The sequence below is a fragment of the Bacillus sp. CH_48 genome, assembly GCF_038008465.1.
GTDB classification, from domain to species: Bacteria; Bacillota; Bacilli; order Bacillales; family Bacillaceae_G; genus Bacillus_A; species Bacillus_A thuringiensis_S.
Map to the genome: position 1 here is coordinate 251,012 of NZ_JBBOZF010000001.1, position 20,596 is coordinate 271,607.

Below are 20,596 nucleotides of genomic sequence, written 5' to 3' on the forward strand. Positions count from 1 at the left end.
ATTATATATAGTTTATAAGGGTATTTAATTATATGTTTTTTACATAATTAAATATTATATATGTTCGTTTATTCGTTGTGAAGATATACAATTGGAAATCTTTACTTGCCGCTGCAGATGTGTTAAAACCTAAGTTTTCGCAAATCAGAAGATGGATATTAGAAGACACAAGGGATAAATAGCAACGTTACTATTACTAAAAGGATTTTTTAAGGATTGAGCAAGTTTATTCCTATGTACATTATCATATTGAATCGAAATGGCATACAGCAAGGCGTAAAATGAAGCCACAAAAAACTATAAAAAACGTAATCGAGACAAGCAAAATATCTCAATTATAAAACTATGGCTAGAAGTTTCATCAAGAATTTAGCCACACAAGAAGATTTAAATATGCTAAAAGAATTAATTACAGAAAAAGAGGGAAATGATTGTGTTAGAAAATAAATTAGGTATCAAAAATCAGTTGGAATTGAATCGAGTGGAAGAACGGCTTTCAAAAATGAAAATCAAAGATTTATATGATTCAGGAGAGATAAACTGTATAGAAGTTGGTACATTCAAGGGTCTTTCTGACATTCATAAATACCTATATGAGGATATTTATTTCTTTGCTGGAAAGGTTCGAAAGGTTAACATAGCGAAGGGGAATTTTCGATTTGCTCCTGTTATGTATCTAAGCCATTCACTAGAACATATAAACACTATGCCACAAACAACCTTTGATGAAATCGTTGAAAAGTATGTTGAAATGAATATTGCCCACCCTTTTAGAGAAGGAAACGGTAGAGCGACTAGAATATGGTTAGATTTAATCTTTAAGAATGAAATTCAACAGGTGGTTGACTGGAATGGGATTGATAAAGAAGATTATTTACTGGCAATGGAACGCAGCCCGATTAAAGATATTGAAATTAAGCATTTACTCCAAAATGCACTTGTGGATAAAATAAATAGCCGTGAAGTATTCATGAAAGGAATTGATATTAGTTACTATTATGAGGGATATACTGAATATGATATAGAGGATTTATAAATAAAAAAGGGCTAAAATAGCCCTTTTTTATTTGCGTCTTGAAGAGGATATTTCATATAAAATCGGCATAAAAGGATTCTACTAGGAATCCCCATTGTTATTTGGAACGTATCCTTTATGTTAAGATTTATAAAAGAAGTTATTTTTTTCTGATAATTAATATTAATACGTTTTGTGTAATTAATATACGTAAATGTTTTTATATTTCATTAATGTATTCCTTTTCATCTGCATGAATTATTTATTGCAACAGGTTTTCCGTCCCAAATAAGATACTCTAACAAAGGACAATATAAGTATCTTTATAATGATTTTTCAATATAATCAATGTGTTTATGAAAGGAACTCTGTGTTATTTTTGCTTTTTTACTAACTAATACAGCTTCAAACAAAGGACACAATTGCTACATACTAAGTGTAATTTATTACCTATTCAAAATTCTGTCTATTCAATCTTTCTAAAAATAAAAAAAGATTAAACTTATAAATATACAAGTTATAATGAGGGCGTCGAGACATAATCTATTACCTCTAGAGAAAATATCAAACCTCGTTTTAGTTTAAAAATTCTAAAGACCTTGCCAGTAATTTTCTGAAATTTTACATACTGATCTGATTACTATACGGAGGGTAGTGGATCAGAAGGGAAGTTTATTCAACTCAACAAAGAAAGCGTTATCAAATAAATTTTATTTTGAATTGGTCATTCCAATAACTTAGATTCAACTGCAATTAAAAATAATAAATTATGGGGGCGTTTATATGAACATGAATGTAGCTTCTATTAAAGAGAAAAAGATTGTTAAATACAAAAGTTGTTCTGATGTGATTGGGCCCATAATGATAGGCCCTTCAAGTTCACATACTGCAGGTGCTTTGGCTATTGGAACAGTTGCTAATAGATTATTTCAAGGTCTTCCAAAAAAAGTTGTGGTAAAGTATTATGAATCATTTGCTGAAACCCATAAAGGTCACGGAACTGATTTTGCAATTATTGCTGGTATATTAGGCTTTGCTGCTGATGACAGCAAAGTGCCAGATGCTATTAAAATAGCAGAGTCTAAAGGAATTGACATTACCTTTATTGAAAAATCGGGTAATAGTCCTGCCGGTCATCCAAATACGGCAGATGTATATGTAGAGGATGAAAGTCGAAGTATTAGAACGATGGGTATTTCGGTCGGTGGTGGGTTGATTGAAGTCATACATGTTGAAATTGGTGGATTTAACTTAGATCTGCAGGGGCCATTGCCAGTTGTTATTGCGATTTCAGAAAGAGCGGACTTTGAATTTGTTTTACGCAGGATCTTTAAACAATATGATGTGGAAATTAACAACTTTCATAGTTTGGAAGATAAAACAAAATATTTATATGCATTCGTGTTAGATTCGATATTGCCTGGTAATGTTCAGAAGGAATTAGGAGATTTAAGCAATATAGCTAATCTTATTATTCTTTAGTTACATTAAGGAGTGAAAAATATGTATATGGCCATAAAAGAAATTGTGGATGCAGCTAATAAAAGTCAAAAGCCAATTTATGAATTAGCAATCGAACAGGAAATCAAACAAACTAAAACTTCTTATGAAGAAGTTTGGAGTAAAATGGAACGAAATTTAGCGACTATGCAACATGCAATAAATAAAAGTATCGAAGGTGACGGTGTATTTTCTCCAACCGGTTTAACCGGAGGGGATGCTGTGAAAATTAAAAACTATCGAGAAAATAGGAAAACTCTTTCTGGAGATTTGATGGTGTTAGGGATTCAAAGTGCTATCGGTGTTAATGAAGTGAATGCTGCATTAGGAGCTATTTGTGCAACTCCAACAGCAGGTGCGAGTGGAACGATTCCGGGAGTCCTATTTAGTATTAAAGATACATTGCAGTTAAGTCATGAAGATATGATTTATTTTCTATTCACTTCAGCGTTATTTGGAACGATAGCCGCAAACAACGCTTGTATTTCAGGAGCGTACGGAGGATGTCAAGCTGAAGTAGGAAGTGCCTCAGCGGATGGCTCCGGCAGCTGCGGTAGAAGCTGCCGGAGGAACGCCACAGCAATCCTCTGAAGCTTTTTCGACCGCATCACAAAATTTACTCGGCTTAGTTTGTGATCCGGTCGCTGGTTTGGTAGAAATTCCTTGTGTAAAGAGAAACGCCATTGGAGCGACAAATGCTTTAGCAGCAGCAGACATCGCATTAGCCGGCGTAAACAATATCATCAATGCTGACGAAGTTATTGAAGCAATGTATAGGGTTGGAAGACAGATGCCTCGTGAGTTAAGAGAGACAGGTTTGGGCGGGATCGCCGCTACACCTACAGGGATTACCATTAAAAATAAAATCTTTGGGGAAAAACAATTAAATCAATAAACAGCTATCGAGTATATTGTGAAATGTTTAACGATATGTGCTCTATTGTTCGCCTAAGGATGTCTGTATGTTGGGGGATTATCAATAAAATATACTACTATATAATTAAAATATTTTGTAAGTGGTAACAACCCCTTCAGGTTGATGCTTCGCTAATTTTTTGATTTTGATTAATTTAGAAGAGGGATATTCGTTGTGATGCACTATATAAGCAATTCATTTTTCAAGAACGGTCTATATTCCTATACCTTAAATATAGAATTAAGAATAGGACACAAGGAGGAATTATTATATGAATGGGAATACTGCAAAAAACATAGAATTTCAAGCTGATATTACTGCAGTAACAAATGAGAAATATCTAGACCCTAAAAAGTGGCATAAACAGGATACTACCTGGGCATTGAGCCTTTTTGGAACAGCAATTGGAGCAGGGGTACTCTTTTTACCGATTAATGCAGGTTCAGGTGGTTTATTATCATTGCTGTTAATTACCATACTTGCATATCCTGTTATGTATTACTCACATAGGGCGCTTGCTAAAATGATTTACGCTTCGAATTCTGCCGATGAGGGAATTACAGGTACTATAAGAGAGTATTTCGGAAATAAGGCAAGTATCATTTTTAACATTGTATATTTCGTCTCGATTTATACGATCGTGCTAATGTATTCGGTCGCACTTACAAATACCGCCAGTAGTTTTATCGTGCATCAATTGCACATGCCGGAGCCTCCAAGGGCCATTTTATCGCTTATATTAGTACTCGGTCTTATCGCTATACTAAATTTTGGGCAAGATATAACTGTAAAGATTATGAGCATGCTAGTGTATCCTTTCATAGTTTCTCTACTTTTTATCGCAATATCTTTGATTCCACAGTGGAATACGTCAATGCTTAGTTTTTCAAGTGTTTCTACTGCCTCAACAGGAACAGGATATTTAGGGATAATATGGATGATACTTCCGATTATTGTATTCTCGTTTAATCATTCGCCTATGATTTCGTCATTTGTTATGAAGCAGAGAGCTACGTATGGAATAGAAGCTACTGATGCCAAATGTGCTCAAATACAAAAAGTTTGTTATATCATGACATTTGCTGTTGTTATGTTCTTTGTTTGGAGCAGTACCTTAAGTTTGACTCCAAATGACCTTAAGGTGGCAAAAGAACAGAACTTGTCAATCCTATCATATCTTGCTAATGAGCTTAATTCGCCAGTAATCACTATTGCAGCTCCTATCATTGCGTTTGTGGCTATTACAAAGTCTTTCCTTGGCCATTATATAGGAGCGTATGAGGTAATGCGTGACATGATTATCAAGTCCGGTAAAAAACGTGGGAAAGATATAGGAGAAAAAACAGTTAAGACAATGATTCTTACTTTTGTCGTATTAACATGCTGGTATGTTGCTTATACAAATCCAAGTATTCTTGGAATCATTGATGCCCTTAGCGGTCCGCTAGTTGCTGCTATCTTATGTATATTACCAATGTATGCGATCCATAAAGTACCAGTACTTGCTAAATACAAAGGGAAAGCGAGCAATGTATTTGTCATTATTATAGGTATCCTTACTGTCTTAGCAAGTATTCAGTCATTATTCTAATCCACTGTTGTTAGTACTGATGCAAAAAACATGGGAAATGAAAAAAATAAAAATTCTTATCGGAACTGAACTCTATATTGTTGAACTAAAGAGATCATGGTTTTGGACAAACTCCTCATCTTGGAGAGTTTGTCTTTTTAATTATATGCATAACTTTTATACTAGCTTAAACAGACTAGATTAATAGTAAATGAAAACTTCATACAAACCACACATTAACTCCACTACTAGCACAAACTACAGTTGTATACTTTAATTATCATTTTTCAACAATAAACATTCGAACATACTAATATTATGTAATATGGAAGTTGCACTACATTAGAAGAAAACAAATAAGGGAGAGCGTATACTATGACAAGATTTGCGAATCAGCATGTAGAGAACACGATTTTAGAAGAGGATGTAGAGCTTTTAAAACTTATGGCACACCCAATGCGTTTAAAACTGATCAATGAGCTTTCTAAACATAAAACACTAAATGTAACCCAAATGACCGAAATTTTAAACATTCCACAATCAACAGTTTCCCAACACTTATCTAAAATGAGAGGGAAGGTTCTAAGAGGAAATCGTCAGGGGTTAGAAATTTACTATAGCATCGAAAACCAAAAAGCTGAAGAAATTATGGGATTATTAGGACCAATACAATAAAATATTAAGTTTACCATTTAAAGATTTACTTATATAGAATACTAAGCCCTCCTTGTTGTGGAGGGTTTTTATTTATTAATTTTTTAAGTAATTATTACTTTAATCCAATGACATCAATATCTTAAATATGTCACGATTTAAAAGAAGAGGGAATATCAGCTGTTTTTCATAGCTTATCAAATGGCGAAGTTCCTAAGGGTGGAGTAATCACGGAAGAAGGTATATTAGACAATACCATCTATACAAGCACTATGTGCATGGAGTCTGGCGCATATTATTATCATACCTACGATTGTAGACAAATTAAAACCATTGATTTATTTGATGCAAACTAATTAGAATAGGTAAACTGTATAAAATACAAATTCAGGGTTCTTATGTGGTTTTAATCTGTTTTTAAATGAAAAATCAATAACTCATAAATATTACAACCTTCCAAAAATCAAAAAGGAAGCGTGATTAGCTTGTAGATTAAGTCTGTTTTAAAACTGATGTATACGGGGGACAATCCCATAAACATCAGTTTTAAAACATTAGATACTTTATTTATCAAGTTAATGCGAGTTACATCAGTATAGGAAACGTTGGAAATCTAAATCTTTGTTTATATGTTAATTACTTCAAACGTATCCCTTCGAATGCGTTTATAACCAAGTCATGTACATAGGATTCATCCAACTTTTCACCGGTTACTAGCAAGCGATAAAAAATTGGTCCGTAAATGAGATCGATGCTTAATTCAACATCGAGGTTTTCTTTTAATTCTCCTCTGTTAATTCCCTTCTCCAGAAGTTGCTTTGCTTGCAGTCGACGTGGCTGGAAATATCGAGCACGATATTCCTCTGCTAGTTTCGAATCAAATTGCCCTTCGCCAACTAACTCATTGATAATAGTTCCTTCTCGACTTATCAAAAAACTGGCTAAACTTGTAGCGTGAATTAAAATATCATTCAAGGCTGAACCTGTGTCAGGTACAGGCAATCTGGCAGCAGCAGAAAGAAAACCATCCATTACCACAGCAGCCTTATTTGGCCACCATTTATAAATCGTAGCTTTGCTGACTTTAGCACGGTCTGCAATTTTATCGACTGTGACTGCTTTAAATCCACTTTCCAATAATAACTCATAGGACGCAGAAAGGATGGCCTTTTGGGTTTCGATATTACGTGGTCGACCTCTTTTACCTTGCACATTAATCATTCCTTTCAAAAACATAAACTATACGTTTAGTATATATTTTTAGTTAATTAATAAACTGCACGTTCAGTTTGTTAATTAACTAACTAACATCTTGTAATGGTATGGCTACATTTAGGTTCCAAAATTCAATAATTAAATTGCTAAAAAACATTTAGAAAAGGGGGATAAAAAAGAGAGGAAATTGGACCTTTTAAAAGCAGAATGGAAATTAGCTCAGACTTAATTTATTACAATAAAAAATGGCATCGCAATAGTACTTGCCGAAGTGATTTAGTAATTTTGAAATAAAAGTATGGGAGGAAATACTTATGTCTAATTTTAAAAATAAAGCAATTGATAAGGACATTTCATCAGGTTTAATCATTCTTTTAGCAACTGCATGTGGTATTATTGTGGCTAATCTTTATTATGCACAGCCTTTAACTGGGCTAATTAGTAATGAAATTGGGCTTTCTAATAGTAGCGCTGGATTAATTGTAATGCTAACTCAAATTGGATATGTTGTTGGCTTATTATTTCTTGTGCCTTTGGGGGATATTGTTGAGAATAAAAAATTGATACTTATATTGTTATTTTTAAGTGCATTTGCGCTCATTTCTATGGTTTTTGTAAAAAGCGCAACCTTGTTGTTAATTGCTCCATTCTTTATCGGACTGGGTTCGGTCGCAGCGCAAGTGCTCGTACCTCTTGTATCATATCTTTCATCTGAGAATGCACGCGGTCGCGTAGTTGGCAATGTCATGAATGGTCTGTTATTAGGTATTATGCTTGCGCGACCGAAATCTAGTCTAGTAGCCGATATGTGGGGATGGAATGCAATATTTGCTTTATCTGCTACTGTAATTATTGTTTTAGCGTTTGTATTATCGAAAGTACTCCCTACTAGGAAACCAAAGGCAAAAACAAATTATATAGCCTTACTTAATTCAATGTGGCAACTGTTACGTACTACTCCAATTTTACGCCGTCGCGCCATTTATCATGCTTGTGTATTTGGGGCTTTTAGTTTATTCTGGACCACTGTTCCATTATTATTATCTAGTCCTGCTTTTCATTTTTCTCAGACTGCCATAGCATTATATGCACTTGTCGGAATTACAGGTGCAATAGCCGCTCCAATAGGTGGTCGTCTAGCTGATCTTGGCTGGACACGACCCGCCACTGGGATAGCTCTCACTGTTGTTATTATTTCTTTAATACTTCCACTTTTTATTCAAAGTAGCTCGCCCTTTGGAATAGCTGTTTTAGTAATTGCTGCAATTCTGTTAGACATGGGAGTATCTGCAAAGCTTGTGCTTAGCCAACGTTTAATTTTCTCGTTGAGTCCAGAAATCCGTAGTCGATTAAACGGGCTATTTATGGCTATTTTCTTTTTGGGAGGTGCTGTTGGATCCTTTATTGGAGGATGGGCATATGCCTTAGGTGGATGGAATCTAACATTATGGATAGGAATCGCTTTTCCGACTATAGCTCTACTTTATTTTGCTACAGAGAAATAGTTCTATAATTTAGTTTTACCAGTCAGGATATGGAATGCCTATTTATTGTTATATCTGAGTTTTAAAGGTTATTTGTGAATTGTATGGAGTTTTTGTATTAGACGCAAATTTTTATTTTCTATTGCTGTAAGTGGAAAAGACTCACCTTGTTGAATATATCTGAAATGCAATAAAAGAGAGCTTGTGTAAAAACACAAACTCTCTTTAAAAAGAAATAACGCAATTGAGATATCTATATATTAACAATTGGCTTCTTATAATTCTATACTTCCTATGTTGAGAAATAATATATTGGTAGTTTGTTAAAACTTAAATGTATTATTGACTTAATATTTCAGCTTTTATGCAAATAACATTGAATTTGAGATATTTTTTAAAATATTGGTAATGATGAGGTTTTATCTTGAAAATCGTTTAAATCTTATGTTTAAACGATTGAATTGAGAACAAGGTCTTCCTATAGACAGCAGGAAATACACGGTTCTCTACAGAAAAAGAAAAACAAGGTAACATCAAAAAGAGACAGATAGTTTTCATTAGCTGTGAAATCAATAAGTGCTAAGTTAATGTCTATCAATTGTTATTGCGGAAATTGTGAGGAAGGAGGTGGAGTAAGAAGCAGAAATTGCTATGCCTTTTGGAAGATTACTGACCAAGAACGCGTTCCGTTTTGTGATACAGAAGTCGCAACTCCAAAGTAATTAAAATCTGGGTTTAAAATCTGTGCTCTATGCCCAAAGGTGCTGATATTCATCCACCAGTTTATTGCCTCTTTAGCAGTTCCAGGTTGGCCGCAATAAAGGATCCAACCAAGTTTTAATCCCGTAATACCTGCGTTTTTTAACATTTTACCCTCGTCTCCGTTGAAGGTAGGGCTGTAATGTTGACAATTTCCAGTAATAGCTACGTCATTTACTTTTAATTGGGTTACTTGAGTTATGCGGTTATTTATAGATAAAGGTTTTAGTCCTGCTTTTTGTCTTTCTTGATTAAGAAGATTTATCATTCGAGTTACTTCAGGGTTAATTTGCCTGAAATACTCATTATAATAATCATAAGGAGATTGATTATATCTATTAAAATAATGGTACAGAACAGGCTCAAACATGAATGATCCCCCCCGATTTTCCTAAATTAACCATATATTTTATGTTTAATTTAGGAATGTAGTAAATTGTCCATTGATAAAAAAGTCCTGAGTAAAAACTCTCATTAATTATTGTATTCTAAACGTGTGCCCCCACATGTTAAAACAAAAAGACTAGAAGCAACTGGAAAAGCAACATGAATTCATTGGTCTGGTACAGGATGTAATGGATCATTGTGAACATAATCCTATTGTCCATTATCAATCGATATATAATGAAAAGTTTTTCCTTTATAATTTGAAAACCTATTGATGTGATTTAAGTTTCATGAAAAGCTATATATCTAAAATAGGAGGCTTAATACCGTTAAGGAGATCCCAAGAACTTAATCCGAAAGAATATTCGAAATGCGGATAATCAACTATGCTGGTAAAATGCCCACCCCAACTTAAACCAAGTTTTTCTCCTATATACCCCATTTGTTTGAATTTTTTGATGTTCTCCCAAGGGATAGAAGTATTTACGTACGGCGCAGCATCAAAGGCTAATCCCCAGTTGTGATATGATTCCCCGCCTCTAGCGTTTGTTACCTTTTTACCAAGTTTCCATCTTCCTAAAGAAAATAACTGATCCTGTTCACTCCAACTTCTAAACACTGAATATATTCGAACATCTAAACCATTAGCTTTCGTTAATTCTAGAAACTCTTTAGCTAACATCTTAACAAATGGGTGTAAGGAGTTTAAGTGACTAGAGCTAGCATAAAATTCATTTTTAGAATTAGGATTAAATAATCTGTGGCGTGTTCTAGGTGTAATATCTCCAGAAGGGTATAAATTTTGCTTCTTTTGGTATTCTTGTGTGGATTGAATAGTTGATATACCGAATATTCCATCAAGTTGTCCCGAATAAACGCCTTCAGTTTGCAGCTTTTTTTGTATTAATATTACGTTCTCAAACAATGATTTCCAAGTCTTCATTTCTACAATTCCATTTGGATTTAATTTAGTTTTCTCTTGAAAAATTTTTGTGTATTTATTTGTCTTTTCATCAAAAAAACCAGTAATAGCAAGTTTTTCATAGTATACTCCCAAACCGCTTAGATTTAATTGAAGAATTGTTACATAATATCCTGTAGAACCTAATTTAATAGTGGGTAAATTCTCCATATGTCACCTCTGGATTTTAGAATGCTGTTACTTATTTATAGATGATTTAAACTTTATTATGACAGACACCAATAGTAAAAGATGAAATAGCAAATGTTTTCTGTTATATTTACATAGTTTTCAAAAGGAACATTTTTTTAATTAATTTTGTCTTAAAGTGAAAGTTACTATATTCAATAGTAATAAGTAGTTTTTCTATTTTCTAAATATAAATTTAAATTAATTTATAACTTTCTTTGTAATAGGCAAGTATAGTTTTGAATTAAATTATCTTTATTAATAAGGTTATTTAACTTTTATAGTATGTAGCAAAAATGTAACTATATTAACCACTCAGATTGAAGGGGTATTTTGGATTGACTAGCAGAAGGTGGTGAAGTTCTAATAGAGCTGTCCATACTTGTCTTTTAGGAATTTTATATAAATTTTTGAGAAAATAGGCTATTATATGATTTCCAAAAAATAGATATGAACATAGTATTTTGGTTAAAGGGGTCCTTTATTAACTTTGTTTATATATGAGAGGTTAAATATAAAGACGATTTAAATGAGAGGAGAGATGGAATTGTATAATTCTTATCAACATTATTTAGGGAGTTCTAATTCCCAATTTAATGCAGCAGGAGCATATGGTAAAGAGCGGGAAGATTTTAAACGGCAACCAAGTGGAAAAATATTCGCGCAAATATACGAAAAAGATACGGAAAGCCCAATTAAGGGTGTCAAAGTATCAATTTATAAAATGACAGAGGAAGGGCGTATTTTATCTTCCCATCGGGATGAAGTTATTACTATGTATACGAATGAATTCGGTGAAACTGAAACAGTTGCATTACCTACCCCTCCTATTGAGAATTCGCTAGATCCTTTAGGTTCAAAACCGTATTCTGAATATGCGATATCCATTGAAGCTGCAGGTTATGCACCTGTAGTATTACGTGGTACACAAATTTTTCCCGATGTTACAGCTGTTCAAAAAATGGAACTTATACCTGTTAATAGAACAGAGGGACGGGACTATGTTGAAGTAATTGATATTCCGGAACATACATTAATTGGACAATATCCCCAGCAAGAATCACAACAGGAACTACAACAAGAATTGGCGAAAAATTTAGAAACAAGACAAGATAGAGATATTGATGTTATAATGCCTGAATTTATTATTGTTCATGATGGTCATCCAAATACAAAAGCTCCAAGATATAAGGTTAGATTTAAAGAATATTTAAAGAATGTTCTTTCTTCGGAAGTGGCACCCACATGGAAAAAAGATGCATTATTAGCAAATGCCCTCTGCGTAATTTCATATTCATTAAATAGAATTTATACAAACTTTTATAAAGATAAAGGATTTACAATTACAAGCACTACACAGTTTGATCAAAAGTATATTCATGGTAGAAATACTTTTAATACAACTGATGACGCAGTGGAAGAAGTTTTCAAACAATACATTGCTAAACCTGGTGAGAACTTACCACTTTTTGCACAATATCGTAAAGGTAGAAAGCAACCATGCCCATACGGAAATCGCCCAGGGATGCTTTTTCAATGGGGATCAGCATGCCTTGCAGATCAAGGAATGAAGTACCCGGATATCTTAAAATACTACTATAAAAGTATAGAAATCCGTTTTGCTGAATTTATACAAGTAATTAAGCCATTCCCGGGATTTAATTTAAAGGAAGGAGATCAAAAAGGAGCTGTTTTGACCGTTCAAAAATACCTATTTCATATAAGAAAAAAGTATTTAGATATCCCTGAGGTAATAATAAGTGGTAAGTTTGATGCAAATACAGTAAATGCCGTCAAAAAATTCCAAAAAATATACGAGATTCCTGAAAGTGGAATTGTAGATGAGTTAACTTGGAATAAACTTAACGATATGTATGTGTATGTTACAAATCTTCCTGGAATTTATCCGATCTTACAAAATGGTAGTCAAGGAGAAAGTGTTAAAACATTACAGACATTATTGAAGAAATATGGTTATTACGACGGGCAAATAGATGGGTTTTATGGGCTTGGAACTGAAAAATCAGTGAAAGAATTTCAAAAAATTAAAGGTTTTACAGTTACAGGAATAGTGCGTAAAGAACTATGGAGAGTACTTGATGAATTACAACATACCTATGGATCTCCACGAACTACTTTAAATAATTTGGCAAATAATTCTGTGCCAGAGCAGACTAATAAAGTCGTCAATATTACAACATATCCACCCACTAATAATTTTAATCCATCATTAGCTTATCCTCCCTCTACGCCAATTATGACAAATTCATCTGCATATCAGCAACCACAATTTTTCTATTATAATAATGGATATCATCCTTATTATTAATTAGAGAATGTTATAAAATTTATTAGGAGTGATCAAAATGAATAGTTATAGAGGAAGGAGCAATAGTTGTGAAAGACTATTATTTTTATCCATGGAATCCACGGAATCTACGGAATACGTTATGTTATCAATCGAATCCATATTTGAATGAAAACCAATTTTCTTATGATACATGCGATTCTTACCGTGCACCAACAGGTAAGTTAATTGTATCTGTTTATGAAATGAATACAGATAAACCAATTAAGGGTGCAAAGGTATTTATTCGTAAGCAAGTTGAGACCAGTCAAGTTATTGCCACACTTCAAACAAATGACATTGGTTTAACAAGTGTCATTTCTCTATCAGCTCCTCCTAAAGAATATGCTTCAGATCCTACAGGTCCTAAACCTTATTCAGAATATATCCTTACAATTGAAGCACCTAACTATGGTGTAAAAGTAATTAGAGGCGTACAAATCTATGAGGGAATTACATCAAAACAAAGAGTAGATATGATTCCTGTTAATCGAACAGGAGAGCTGCACTCAATTGAAATTATTGATGTACCTAAGCATACATTAACTAAACAGTATTTAGAAAGACAAATTCATCCGTCCTTTATTTATCCTTCAGCTCTTCCTTCACATGCGCATAATTTAAATATACCCCAATATATTATAGTTCATGATGGAAATCCTAATGATTCGGCTCCAAGATATAAGGTGGAATTTAGGGAATATATAAAAAACGTAGCTGCTTCAGAACTATACCCTACATGGCCAAAAGAAGCCCTTAGAGCTAATATAATTTGTATAACATCTTTTGTATTAAATCGTATATATAATGCGCATTATTTGGAAAGAGGATTTACAATCAGTAGCACTCCTTCGTTTGATCAATCGTATCATTATGGTAGAAATACATTTTTTGAAATTGATGAGTTAGTTGATGAAATATTTAATCAATACATTACCAAACCATATAGTGTTGAACCGATGTTAATCGTATATAGTAGTGGGATAAGAAATTATCCAAATGAAAGATTTTGTAGATGGGGAAGCAAGTACCTTGCTGATCAAGGGATAGATTATGTTAGTATAATTCGTGCCTTTTATCCACTATCAGAGATTAACTTTTTATAATCAATAAGTAACAATGGAAAGTTAGAAAGGCAACTGAACAGTGTTATTTTTAGAAATATTATTTTGAAGTACTCAAAAAATAAAAAATATAAAACCGTGGAATAAATAATTTCTTCGGTTTTTATTAATTTCTTTAGTTTAATTCAAGTTAAAATTATAAAAAATATTGTTACTTTTATTGGAGTTAATAGAAAGCTACTAGGATTTTTAAGTATTTTTAGCCAAGAAGTCTCCTAGACTCCTTCCTGAAGGAGTGGTGAAGAGGCCTTACCCAGTGAGTAGGTGGGAGATGAATTGGATTCGAACAAGGCATGGCAGGAAGCCACCATAATTGTTCGACATACATGAAGTGTTACTTTATTATCTTTCGAATGTACGTTCTGTTTATAGTGGTTATATACGGAAATGTATTTGAATCAATAAATGATTAATAAAGCCTATAAGTTTCGTATCTATCCAAATTGAGTACAAGCAATTCTAATTAACAACACGATTGGATGTTCTCTTTTTATATTCAATCATTTCCTATCCCTATGGGATCACGCATACAAAGAAATATATGGTACATGTTCTGCCAAACTTCCTGCCATGAAGAAAGAGTTTGTTTTGCTAAAAGAAGTGGATAGTATTGCAATTCAGTCGTCTGTTCGCAAACTTGTGGATGCTTCCAGTCAATTATGTTCTTGTTGTGGATATCAAAACAAAGACGTTAAAAATCTAAACCTACGTAAATGAGACTGCCCTTCTTGCTTTACACACCATGATAGGGATGTTAACGCAAGTATCAATTTAAAGAATGAAGCTATAAGGATTCTAATCGCAAGGACTGCGGGAATAGCCTAATTAATTAGAGTTCGATAGAACTCTTTACTTAAGAATCCCTCATTTCTAAACGAAGTGAAAGTGTGGGGTAGTTCAATTCAACATTAATTTGCACAAGTTGATAATCATGCCCTCATTATGAGTTTACTTTGAAAAAGAATATTTAAGTAATTAAGAGAAGTTTTACTTAACCTTAAAATAAATAAAAACAATTAATTTAATTAAATGAATTTATTAATATAATTCGAAATCTTTAAGACTGTAAGGATAAAAATTCATATTACCAATGCATTAGAAAAATAGAGAAAAGGGCAATATATAAATAATGTTAAGAAATGTGTACTTAGGAGGATGAAAAATGTCTAATATGGGATTTGAAAAAGATTTACTCTTTAATCAAAACTTAATAGCTTTGCAACAACAGCAAGCCCAGAATCGTTATATTGAACGTTCAAACAAGCGTGAGAACCTGCAGAATGAATTACAGTATAAAAACCCATTAGAAGTAAGTAAACCAGAACGAGCTTTTTTTCGAAAAGCAATTATTAATCCACGAGATGGATTAGCGATAGAGCGTATAATTGGTGCGAGTGATTTATTTCCCATTTCTTATTTTGAAGCAGGACTTAAAGCTGCTAAACCTGTCTGTAGAATCGAGGTTCGGGATCGAATTGGAAGGGTTCGCGGACATGGCACAGGTTTCCTTGTATCGCCTTCTTTGCTACTAACAAATAATCATGTTTTAACAGATGAAGACGATGCATTATTTAGCCTCGCACAATTTGATTATGAATTGGGTTTAGATTTAAAAGAAAAAGAGATAAAAAATTTTCGTTTAGCACCAAATCGTTTCTTTATGACAAATGAGAGACTTGATTTTACATTAGTTGCCGTAGAAGAAACATCTGCTGACGGTACAAAATTGAGTGATTATAACTTTCTACCATTACTATCACGTAAAGGCGGAATATTGGTAGGTGAACACTTATCAATAATTCAGCATCCTTCTGGTGCGCCAAAAATGGTAGCAAATAGAGAGAATAAAATCTTAGACATATTTGATGATTTTATTCATTATGAAACTGATACTGAACCAGGATCTTCTGGATCAGCTGTATATAATGATGAATGGATAGTTATCGCGCTTCATCATGCAGGTGTTCCGGATCCAAAAGATAGTACAAAATATATAGCAAACGAGGGTATACGTATTAGTAGTATAGTTCAGTTTGTTATGAATCAGTTACAAAATTTAAGTGATGATAAGAAGAAACTACTTGATGAGCTTGCAAAAGGGTGGGAATTGGCTGAAGATAATTCTGAAATATTATCTTCAGAGAGTCTAGCTCCAGATTGGTATAAGGGGTCTAAAGGTTATGACTCGAAGTTTTTAGGTGATAATTATGAAGTTCCCCATCCTAAATTACGTTCTGATCTTGAAACAGATGTAGCACTTCTTAAAAATGGGGAGAGAATCCTAAATTATACACACTTTTCAATTGTCATGAGTCAATCCCGTCGATTAGCATATTATACTGTAGTTAATCTTGATGGAAATAAGCTTGTAGATCTGGGACGGAATGATAGTTGGGTGTTTGATTCACGGATAGATCAAAAATACCAGTGTGGACCTGAGCTGTACGCTAGAAATGAAATCGACAGAGGGCATCTTGTTCGTAGGTTAGATCCTGTTTGGGGAGACTTAGCCAAGAAAGCAGAAAGAGATACATTCCATTTTACAAATTGTTCTCCTCAACATAAAAACCTTAACCAGAAGACATGGCTGGATTTGGAGGATTATATTTTAGAGAAAGCTTCAAAGTTTAAATTTAAAGCAACAGTTTTTACTGGACCAGTATTTCGTAGTGATGACATAGTTTATCGCGGCGTACAAATACCTGCAGAATTTTGGAAAGTAGCTGTTATGGTTAAGGAAGATGGGAAATTATCAGCTACGGCGTATTTACAATCTCAAAAACATTTAATTGATAATTTAGAAGATGCGTACGGTGCATATAAAACATATCAAGTACCTGTGCTAAAAATTGAAGATTTAACGGGGCTTGATTTTGGAGAATTACGGAATTACGATCCAATTGCTCACGTAGAAGGTCTAATTGGTCATATTATTGAATCACCTGAAGATATAAAAATCTGATTTCTGATATTTTTAAAATGTTTTATCATTTTTTGATAAAATTCCCCCACCTCAATTTGCATAAAGGTGTAATAGTATCTGCAAAGAGGTGGGGGAGACTAAGTAGCGTTCTTTAAGGGTTAAAGGTTCTAAAATATATAGCACATTATATATGGTACTGTATATTAAATCTTATAATGCTGTTGTTAATTTTGATTATCTTAAAAATTAAATTTACTAAACGGGGTAAAAAATGACTCATAATAACTCAAATGATGTAAAGAAAAATGAAGTAGGATTAATACCATTTGAAGTGTTGGAAGTTGTTGATAAAGTTCATGAAATACCTGAAGGTGTACAATTAATAAACGCTCCGGTAGCATGGGATAAAAGTGAAAAAGGAAAAGATATTGTGGTAGCGGTACTAGATACAGGATGTCAAAGCGATCATATTGATTTAAAGGATCGTATTATTGGAGGAAGAAATTTTACTACTGATGATAATAGCAATCCTGATAATTATTTAGATTTAAATGGACATGGAACGCATGTTTCAGGAACAATTGCTGCTACAGAAAATAATAAAGGTGTTTTAGGAGTAGCACCTCAAGCTAAGTTACTTATTGTAAAAGTATTGGGGGGGCCGGATGGTTCGGGCGTCTATGAATGGATAATAAATGGAATTAATTATGCAGTAAGTTGGAGAGGGCCTAATGGAGAAAAAGTAAGAGTTATTTCCATGTCTTTAGGAGGACCTTATGATGTTCCAGAACTACATCAAGCTGTAAAAAATGCGGTGAATAATGGTATATTAGTTGTTTGTGCAGCTGGAAATGAAGGAGATAATAACGGTAATACAGATGAGTTTGGTTATCCAGGTTGCTACCCAGAAGTTGTAGAAGTAGGTGCAGTTGATCTAGAAAAAAAGGTGGCTACATTCAGTAATACCAATAAGAATGTTGATTTAGTTGCACCTGGAGTAGAAATTTTGTCAACTTATATAGGTGGAGGCTATGCAAAATTAAGTGGAACGTCAATGGCAACCCCTCATATTTCAGGGGGTGCTGCATTAATTATTAAACATTGTGAAAATAAAAATGAATTTGATAGAACACTATCTGAGAATGAGATTTATGCTCAATTAATTAGACGGACAACGACTCTTAATTATTCTAAACGGTCAGTAGGTAATGGGTTATTAGATTTAGCAAAAGAATAAAATTGAAAGTGCTGAATTGCTTGATATTAAATCAGGATATTGCATTGTCTCAGATAAAAATCATTAAAGACAAGTATGTTCTTTTAACGGAAAAATCAAAGGAATTTATTTGGAGTTCTCAATTCTTGATTATATGTATATTTAGTAGCAATTTTTTATTATAGTATATGAAGAAAATGAATACAAATTGAAATTCAGCCCATGTTTGAGAGGAGATTGAAGGGTAGCTAATATTGATTCTTTGGATATTGAGTATCTAAAAGACGAAACAAAAGAAATGAAAAGAAAAAGTATTTAAAATGTTTGAAACGATATCTAATATAAAATTTATTATAGATTTTTTATTCACTATGACTATTCTTTTGTTTAATCAAGGCTAGGACAGGCGTTGGAATTTTTAGAAATTGTAATTTAAAAGCCAAGACGTCAAGGGATGAGTTAAGAATTCATCGGTATAATAAACGGTGGAAAATTACTAACATTTTTAAGAGGAAAATAGTTTCCAATAAAAGTAGTTAACTTTTCAAATGTACAGAAAAAATCTTTCCTAAAAGGCCCTATTCAGTGACCTTTTAGGAAAGATTGAATGTATCTTGTTGATATAAAGTCGAAGTGTGGAATAAGTTAACACATAAATACATGTTTTTAATAGTTTAATTTTTTATTTATTAGAAAGTATGCTTTGTATATAGTTTTTTTGTTTTACTGCATAATCTTTGCAACCTCTACAGCTTTAGAAGCATTCACTAATCCGAACCCTGTTGCAACATCATGCCCTGGTTGAGCAGGGTTATTCTGTTGGGAGTGACCTTTTATTACATCTCTAGCAGTTTCTTTTAAAATGTCTCGCAATTGCAATGGAGTTAGTTTTTTATTTACTTGTTTTAATAAAGCACATATTCCGGCTATCTGTGGTGCGGCAGTTGAAGTTCCACTAAAAGCTGCCCAGCCATCACTAGGTGAGGTCTCGTCACCTAGTGGATATTTTATTTCAGCTCTTTCACGATCATATTTTTCATCAGGATCGACTGGTAGCATTATATAAGCAGCGATTGGTGGGAGACCACATAAACCACATATATCAGGGACTTGACGGTTTTGGTAAATCTCACTTTTATAACCACTGGCAAATGGTGTTGCTTCCATAGAACCGTCTTTTGCTACAAAAACACCTCCTACAGAAATGACATCGGGATGCATCCCTGGAAATGGTTGTCCTCCATTTCCGCTGGCAAAGATAACTGTAATGCCTTTCTTTACTGCATCCGCTATTTTAACTGCAAATATGGTTTGTTGGGCTGTTAACTCATTTGGTGGTGTGGGAAATCCCCAACTACAAGTGATAATATCAGGATTTTGTTCTACTGCTTTTTCAAAAGCACCCATTGCCATAAACATGTTCATTTTTACTACAGTTAAATCTACTTCTGGTGCCAAAGAAAAAATATTGGCAGCGCAACCTGTCCCATGCCCCGTTTCGTCATGTATTGGTTCAAAGGTATCAGGACCCAAAATAACTGAATTTATATGGTATTGCCTTGTAAGAAAAAATGGATGTCTATAAAATCCAGAATCAACCATTACAACTTTTATTCCTTTTCCAGTAATCCCAATATCATGCGCTTCTTTTGCTAAGAGAAGTTTAATCAAATCGTGTGGAGGTTCTAGGTAATAATAATCCTTTTTAGGAGGATTAGGAGATATTATTCCAGAGGTATTAGTATTTTCTACGTTTCCCATTGATGGTGTATGTAAAATCGCTTTTTCGTTAATAGCAATGCCCTCTAATACATCTGCTAAATCACTATTTTTTGTATCAATTAAACCTAGCATATTCGAATTTGTTGAGTCTAGTATGGTTGTAGATGTTTGTCCTGTTATTTCTGGTACCTTTAGTTCTTTTGCTACAATTTTAGTATGAAAAACTTTTTCGAAAGTTGAAGGGGAAGCAGCAATTGAAATCGATGTTTCTCCTACGTTTAGTACTCTAAATCCATGTTTCTTCAATTTTTCAACAGCATTTTGTATTTTAGATTTATCAGAATAAAATTTTTCAACAGTTGCACTTGTAATGTTTTTTGAAGTTGTGAATATGGATTGACCACCAATGGAGTGAACGGAGGCCTCGGCATAAATTATTCGTGGCAATTCGGATGTAAGTGTATTTTGCATAATAAAACCTTCCTTTAATATAATCCAATTATATTTATTACTTTCACCAATTATAAGATTGCTAAAAGTTAAGAAACACGCTTTTGAGTATCAAAAATATTTTTATCATTTTAGCCAAGAAAACTTATTCCTCTAGAACGCGA

Annotated in this window: 13 protein-coding genes and 3 pseudogenes; 12 read left to right on the forward strand and 4 right to left on the reverse strand. The window is 33.3% G+C overall.

Annotated features, from left to right (window positions below):
* Positions 1-427: 427 nt before the first annotated feature.
* From fic to N2V92_RS01245, 6 genes and pseudogenes are all read left to right on the forward strand, one after another.
* On the forward strand, positions 428-1,036 hold the full coding sequence (gene fic / locus N2V92_RS01220) for a protein adenylyltransferase Fic (protein WP_212760583.1): 609 nt from the start codon (positions 428-430) through the stop codon (positions 1,034-1,036).
* Positions 1,037-1,798: 762 nt separating this feature from the next.
* Positions 1,799-2,497 (forward strand): serine dehydratase beta chain, encoded by a 699-nt coding sequence (locus N2V92_RS01225; RefSeq protein ID WP_170264927.1) that lies wholly within the window; start codon positions 1,799-1,801, stop codon positions 2,495-2,497.
* A gap of 21 nt (positions 2,498-2,518) precedes the next feature.
* Positions 2,519-3,410, forward strand: a pseudogene (gene sdaAA, locus N2V92_RS01230) (L-serine ammonia-lyase, iron-sulfur-dependent, subunit alpha).
* 292 nt (positions 3,411-3,702) lie between these two features.
* Complete coding sequence (locus N2V92_RS01235) at positions 3,703-5,022, forward strand: aromatic amino acid transport family protein (protein ID WP_170264928.1); 1,320 nt, start codon at positions 3,703-3,705, stop codon at positions 5,020-5,022.
* Positions 5,023-5,376: 354 nt separating this feature from the next.
* Entirely contained in the window at positions 5,377-5,676 is a 300-nt protein-coding gene (locus tag N2V92_RS01240) for an ArsR/SmtB family transcription factor (RefSeq protein ID WP_000196515.1), read from the forward strand.
* 134 nt (positions 5,677-5,810) lie between these two features.
* A pseudogene (locus N2V92_RS01245) lies at positions 5,811-6,008 on the forward strand (linear amide C-N hydrolase); the annotation flags it as partial.
* 283 nt (positions 6,009-6,291) lie between these two features.
* Here N2V92_RS01245 and N2V92_RS01250 read toward each other — a convergent pair.
* Complete coding sequence (locus N2V92_RS01250) at positions 6,292-6,876, reverse strand: TetR/AcrR family transcriptional regulator (RefSeq protein WP_170264929.1); 585 nt, start codon at positions 6,874-6,876, stop codon at positions 6,292-6,294.
* 308 nt (positions 6,877-7,184) lie between these two features.
* Between N2V92_RS01250 and N2V92_RS01255 the strand changes: the two genes are divergently transcribed.
* Positions 7,185-8,375 carry an MFS transporter gene (locus N2V92_RS01255; protein ID WP_170264930.1) on the forward strand — a complete coding sequence of 397 codons (1,191 nt, stop codon included), beginning with the start codon at positions 7,185-7,187 and terminating at the stop codon, positions 8,373-8,375.
* A gap of 628 nt (positions 8,376-9,003) precedes the next feature.
* On the opposite strand, the gene N2V92_RS01260 is transcribed toward N2V92_RS01255, so the two are convergent.
* Both N2V92_RS01260 and N2V92_RS01265 read right to left on the reverse strand, forming a co-directional pair.
* Complete coding sequence (locus tag N2V92_RS01260) at positions 9,004-9,483, reverse strand: CAP domain-containing protein (protein WP_170264931.1); 480 nt, start codon at positions 9,481-9,483, stop codon at positions 9,004-9,006.
* A gap of 315 nt (positions 9,484-9,798) precedes the next feature.
* Complete coding sequence (locus N2V92_RS01265; protein WP_170264932.1) at positions 9,799-10,632, reverse strand: peptidoglycan-binding protein; 834 nt, start codon at positions 10,630-10,632, stop codon at positions 9,799-9,801.
* Between the two features lie 565 nt (positions 10,633-11,197).
* Here N2V92_RS01265 and N2V92_RS01270 point away from each other — a divergent pair.
* The 5 genes and pseudogenes from N2V92_RS01270 to N2V92_RS01290 all read left to right on the forward strand — a co-directional run bounded on the left by N2V92_RS01270 (position 11,198) and on the right by N2V92_RS01290 (position 18,281).
* Positions 11,198-12,979: a peptidoglycan-binding domain-containing protein gene (locus N2V92_RS01270; RefSeq protein WP_431189112.1), complete on the forward strand. Its 1,782-nt coding sequence runs from the start codon at positions 11,198-11,200 to the stop codon at positions 12,977-12,979.
* A 68-nt stretch (positions 12,980-13,047) separates the two neighbouring features.
* Entirely contained in the window at positions 13,048-14,103 is a 1,056-nt protein-coding gene (locus N2V92_RS01275) for a SpoIID/LytB domain-containing protein (protein ID WP_170264934.1), read from the forward strand.
* 474 nt (positions 14,104-14,577) lie between these two features.
* Positions 14,578-14,946, forward strand: a pseudogene (locus tag N2V92_RS01280) (zinc ribbon domain-containing protein).
* A gap of 337 nt (positions 14,947-15,283) precedes the next feature.
* Positions 15,284-17,083: a DNA/RNA non-specific endonuclease gene (locus N2V92_RS01285; protein ID WP_025686820.1), complete on the forward strand. Its 1,800-nt coding sequence runs from the start codon at positions 15,284-15,286 to the stop codon at positions 17,081-17,083.
* Positions 17,084-17,315: 232 nt separating this feature from the next.
* Positions 17,316-18,281 (forward strand): S8 family peptidase, encoded by a 966-nt coding sequence (locus tag N2V92_RS01290; RefSeq protein ID WP_170264935.1) that lies wholly within the window; start codon positions 17,316-17,318, stop codon positions 18,279-18,281.
* Between the two features lie 702 nt (positions 18,282-18,983).
* On the opposite strand, the gene N2V92_RS01295 is transcribed toward N2V92_RS01290, so the two are convergent.
* Positions 18,984-20,453 (reverse strand): S8 family serine peptidase, encoded by a 1,470-nt coding sequence (locus N2V92_RS01295; protein ID WP_170264936.1) that lies wholly within the window; start codon positions 20,451-20,453, stop codon positions 18,984-18,986.
* Positions 20,454-20,596 lie beyond the last annotated feature (143 nt).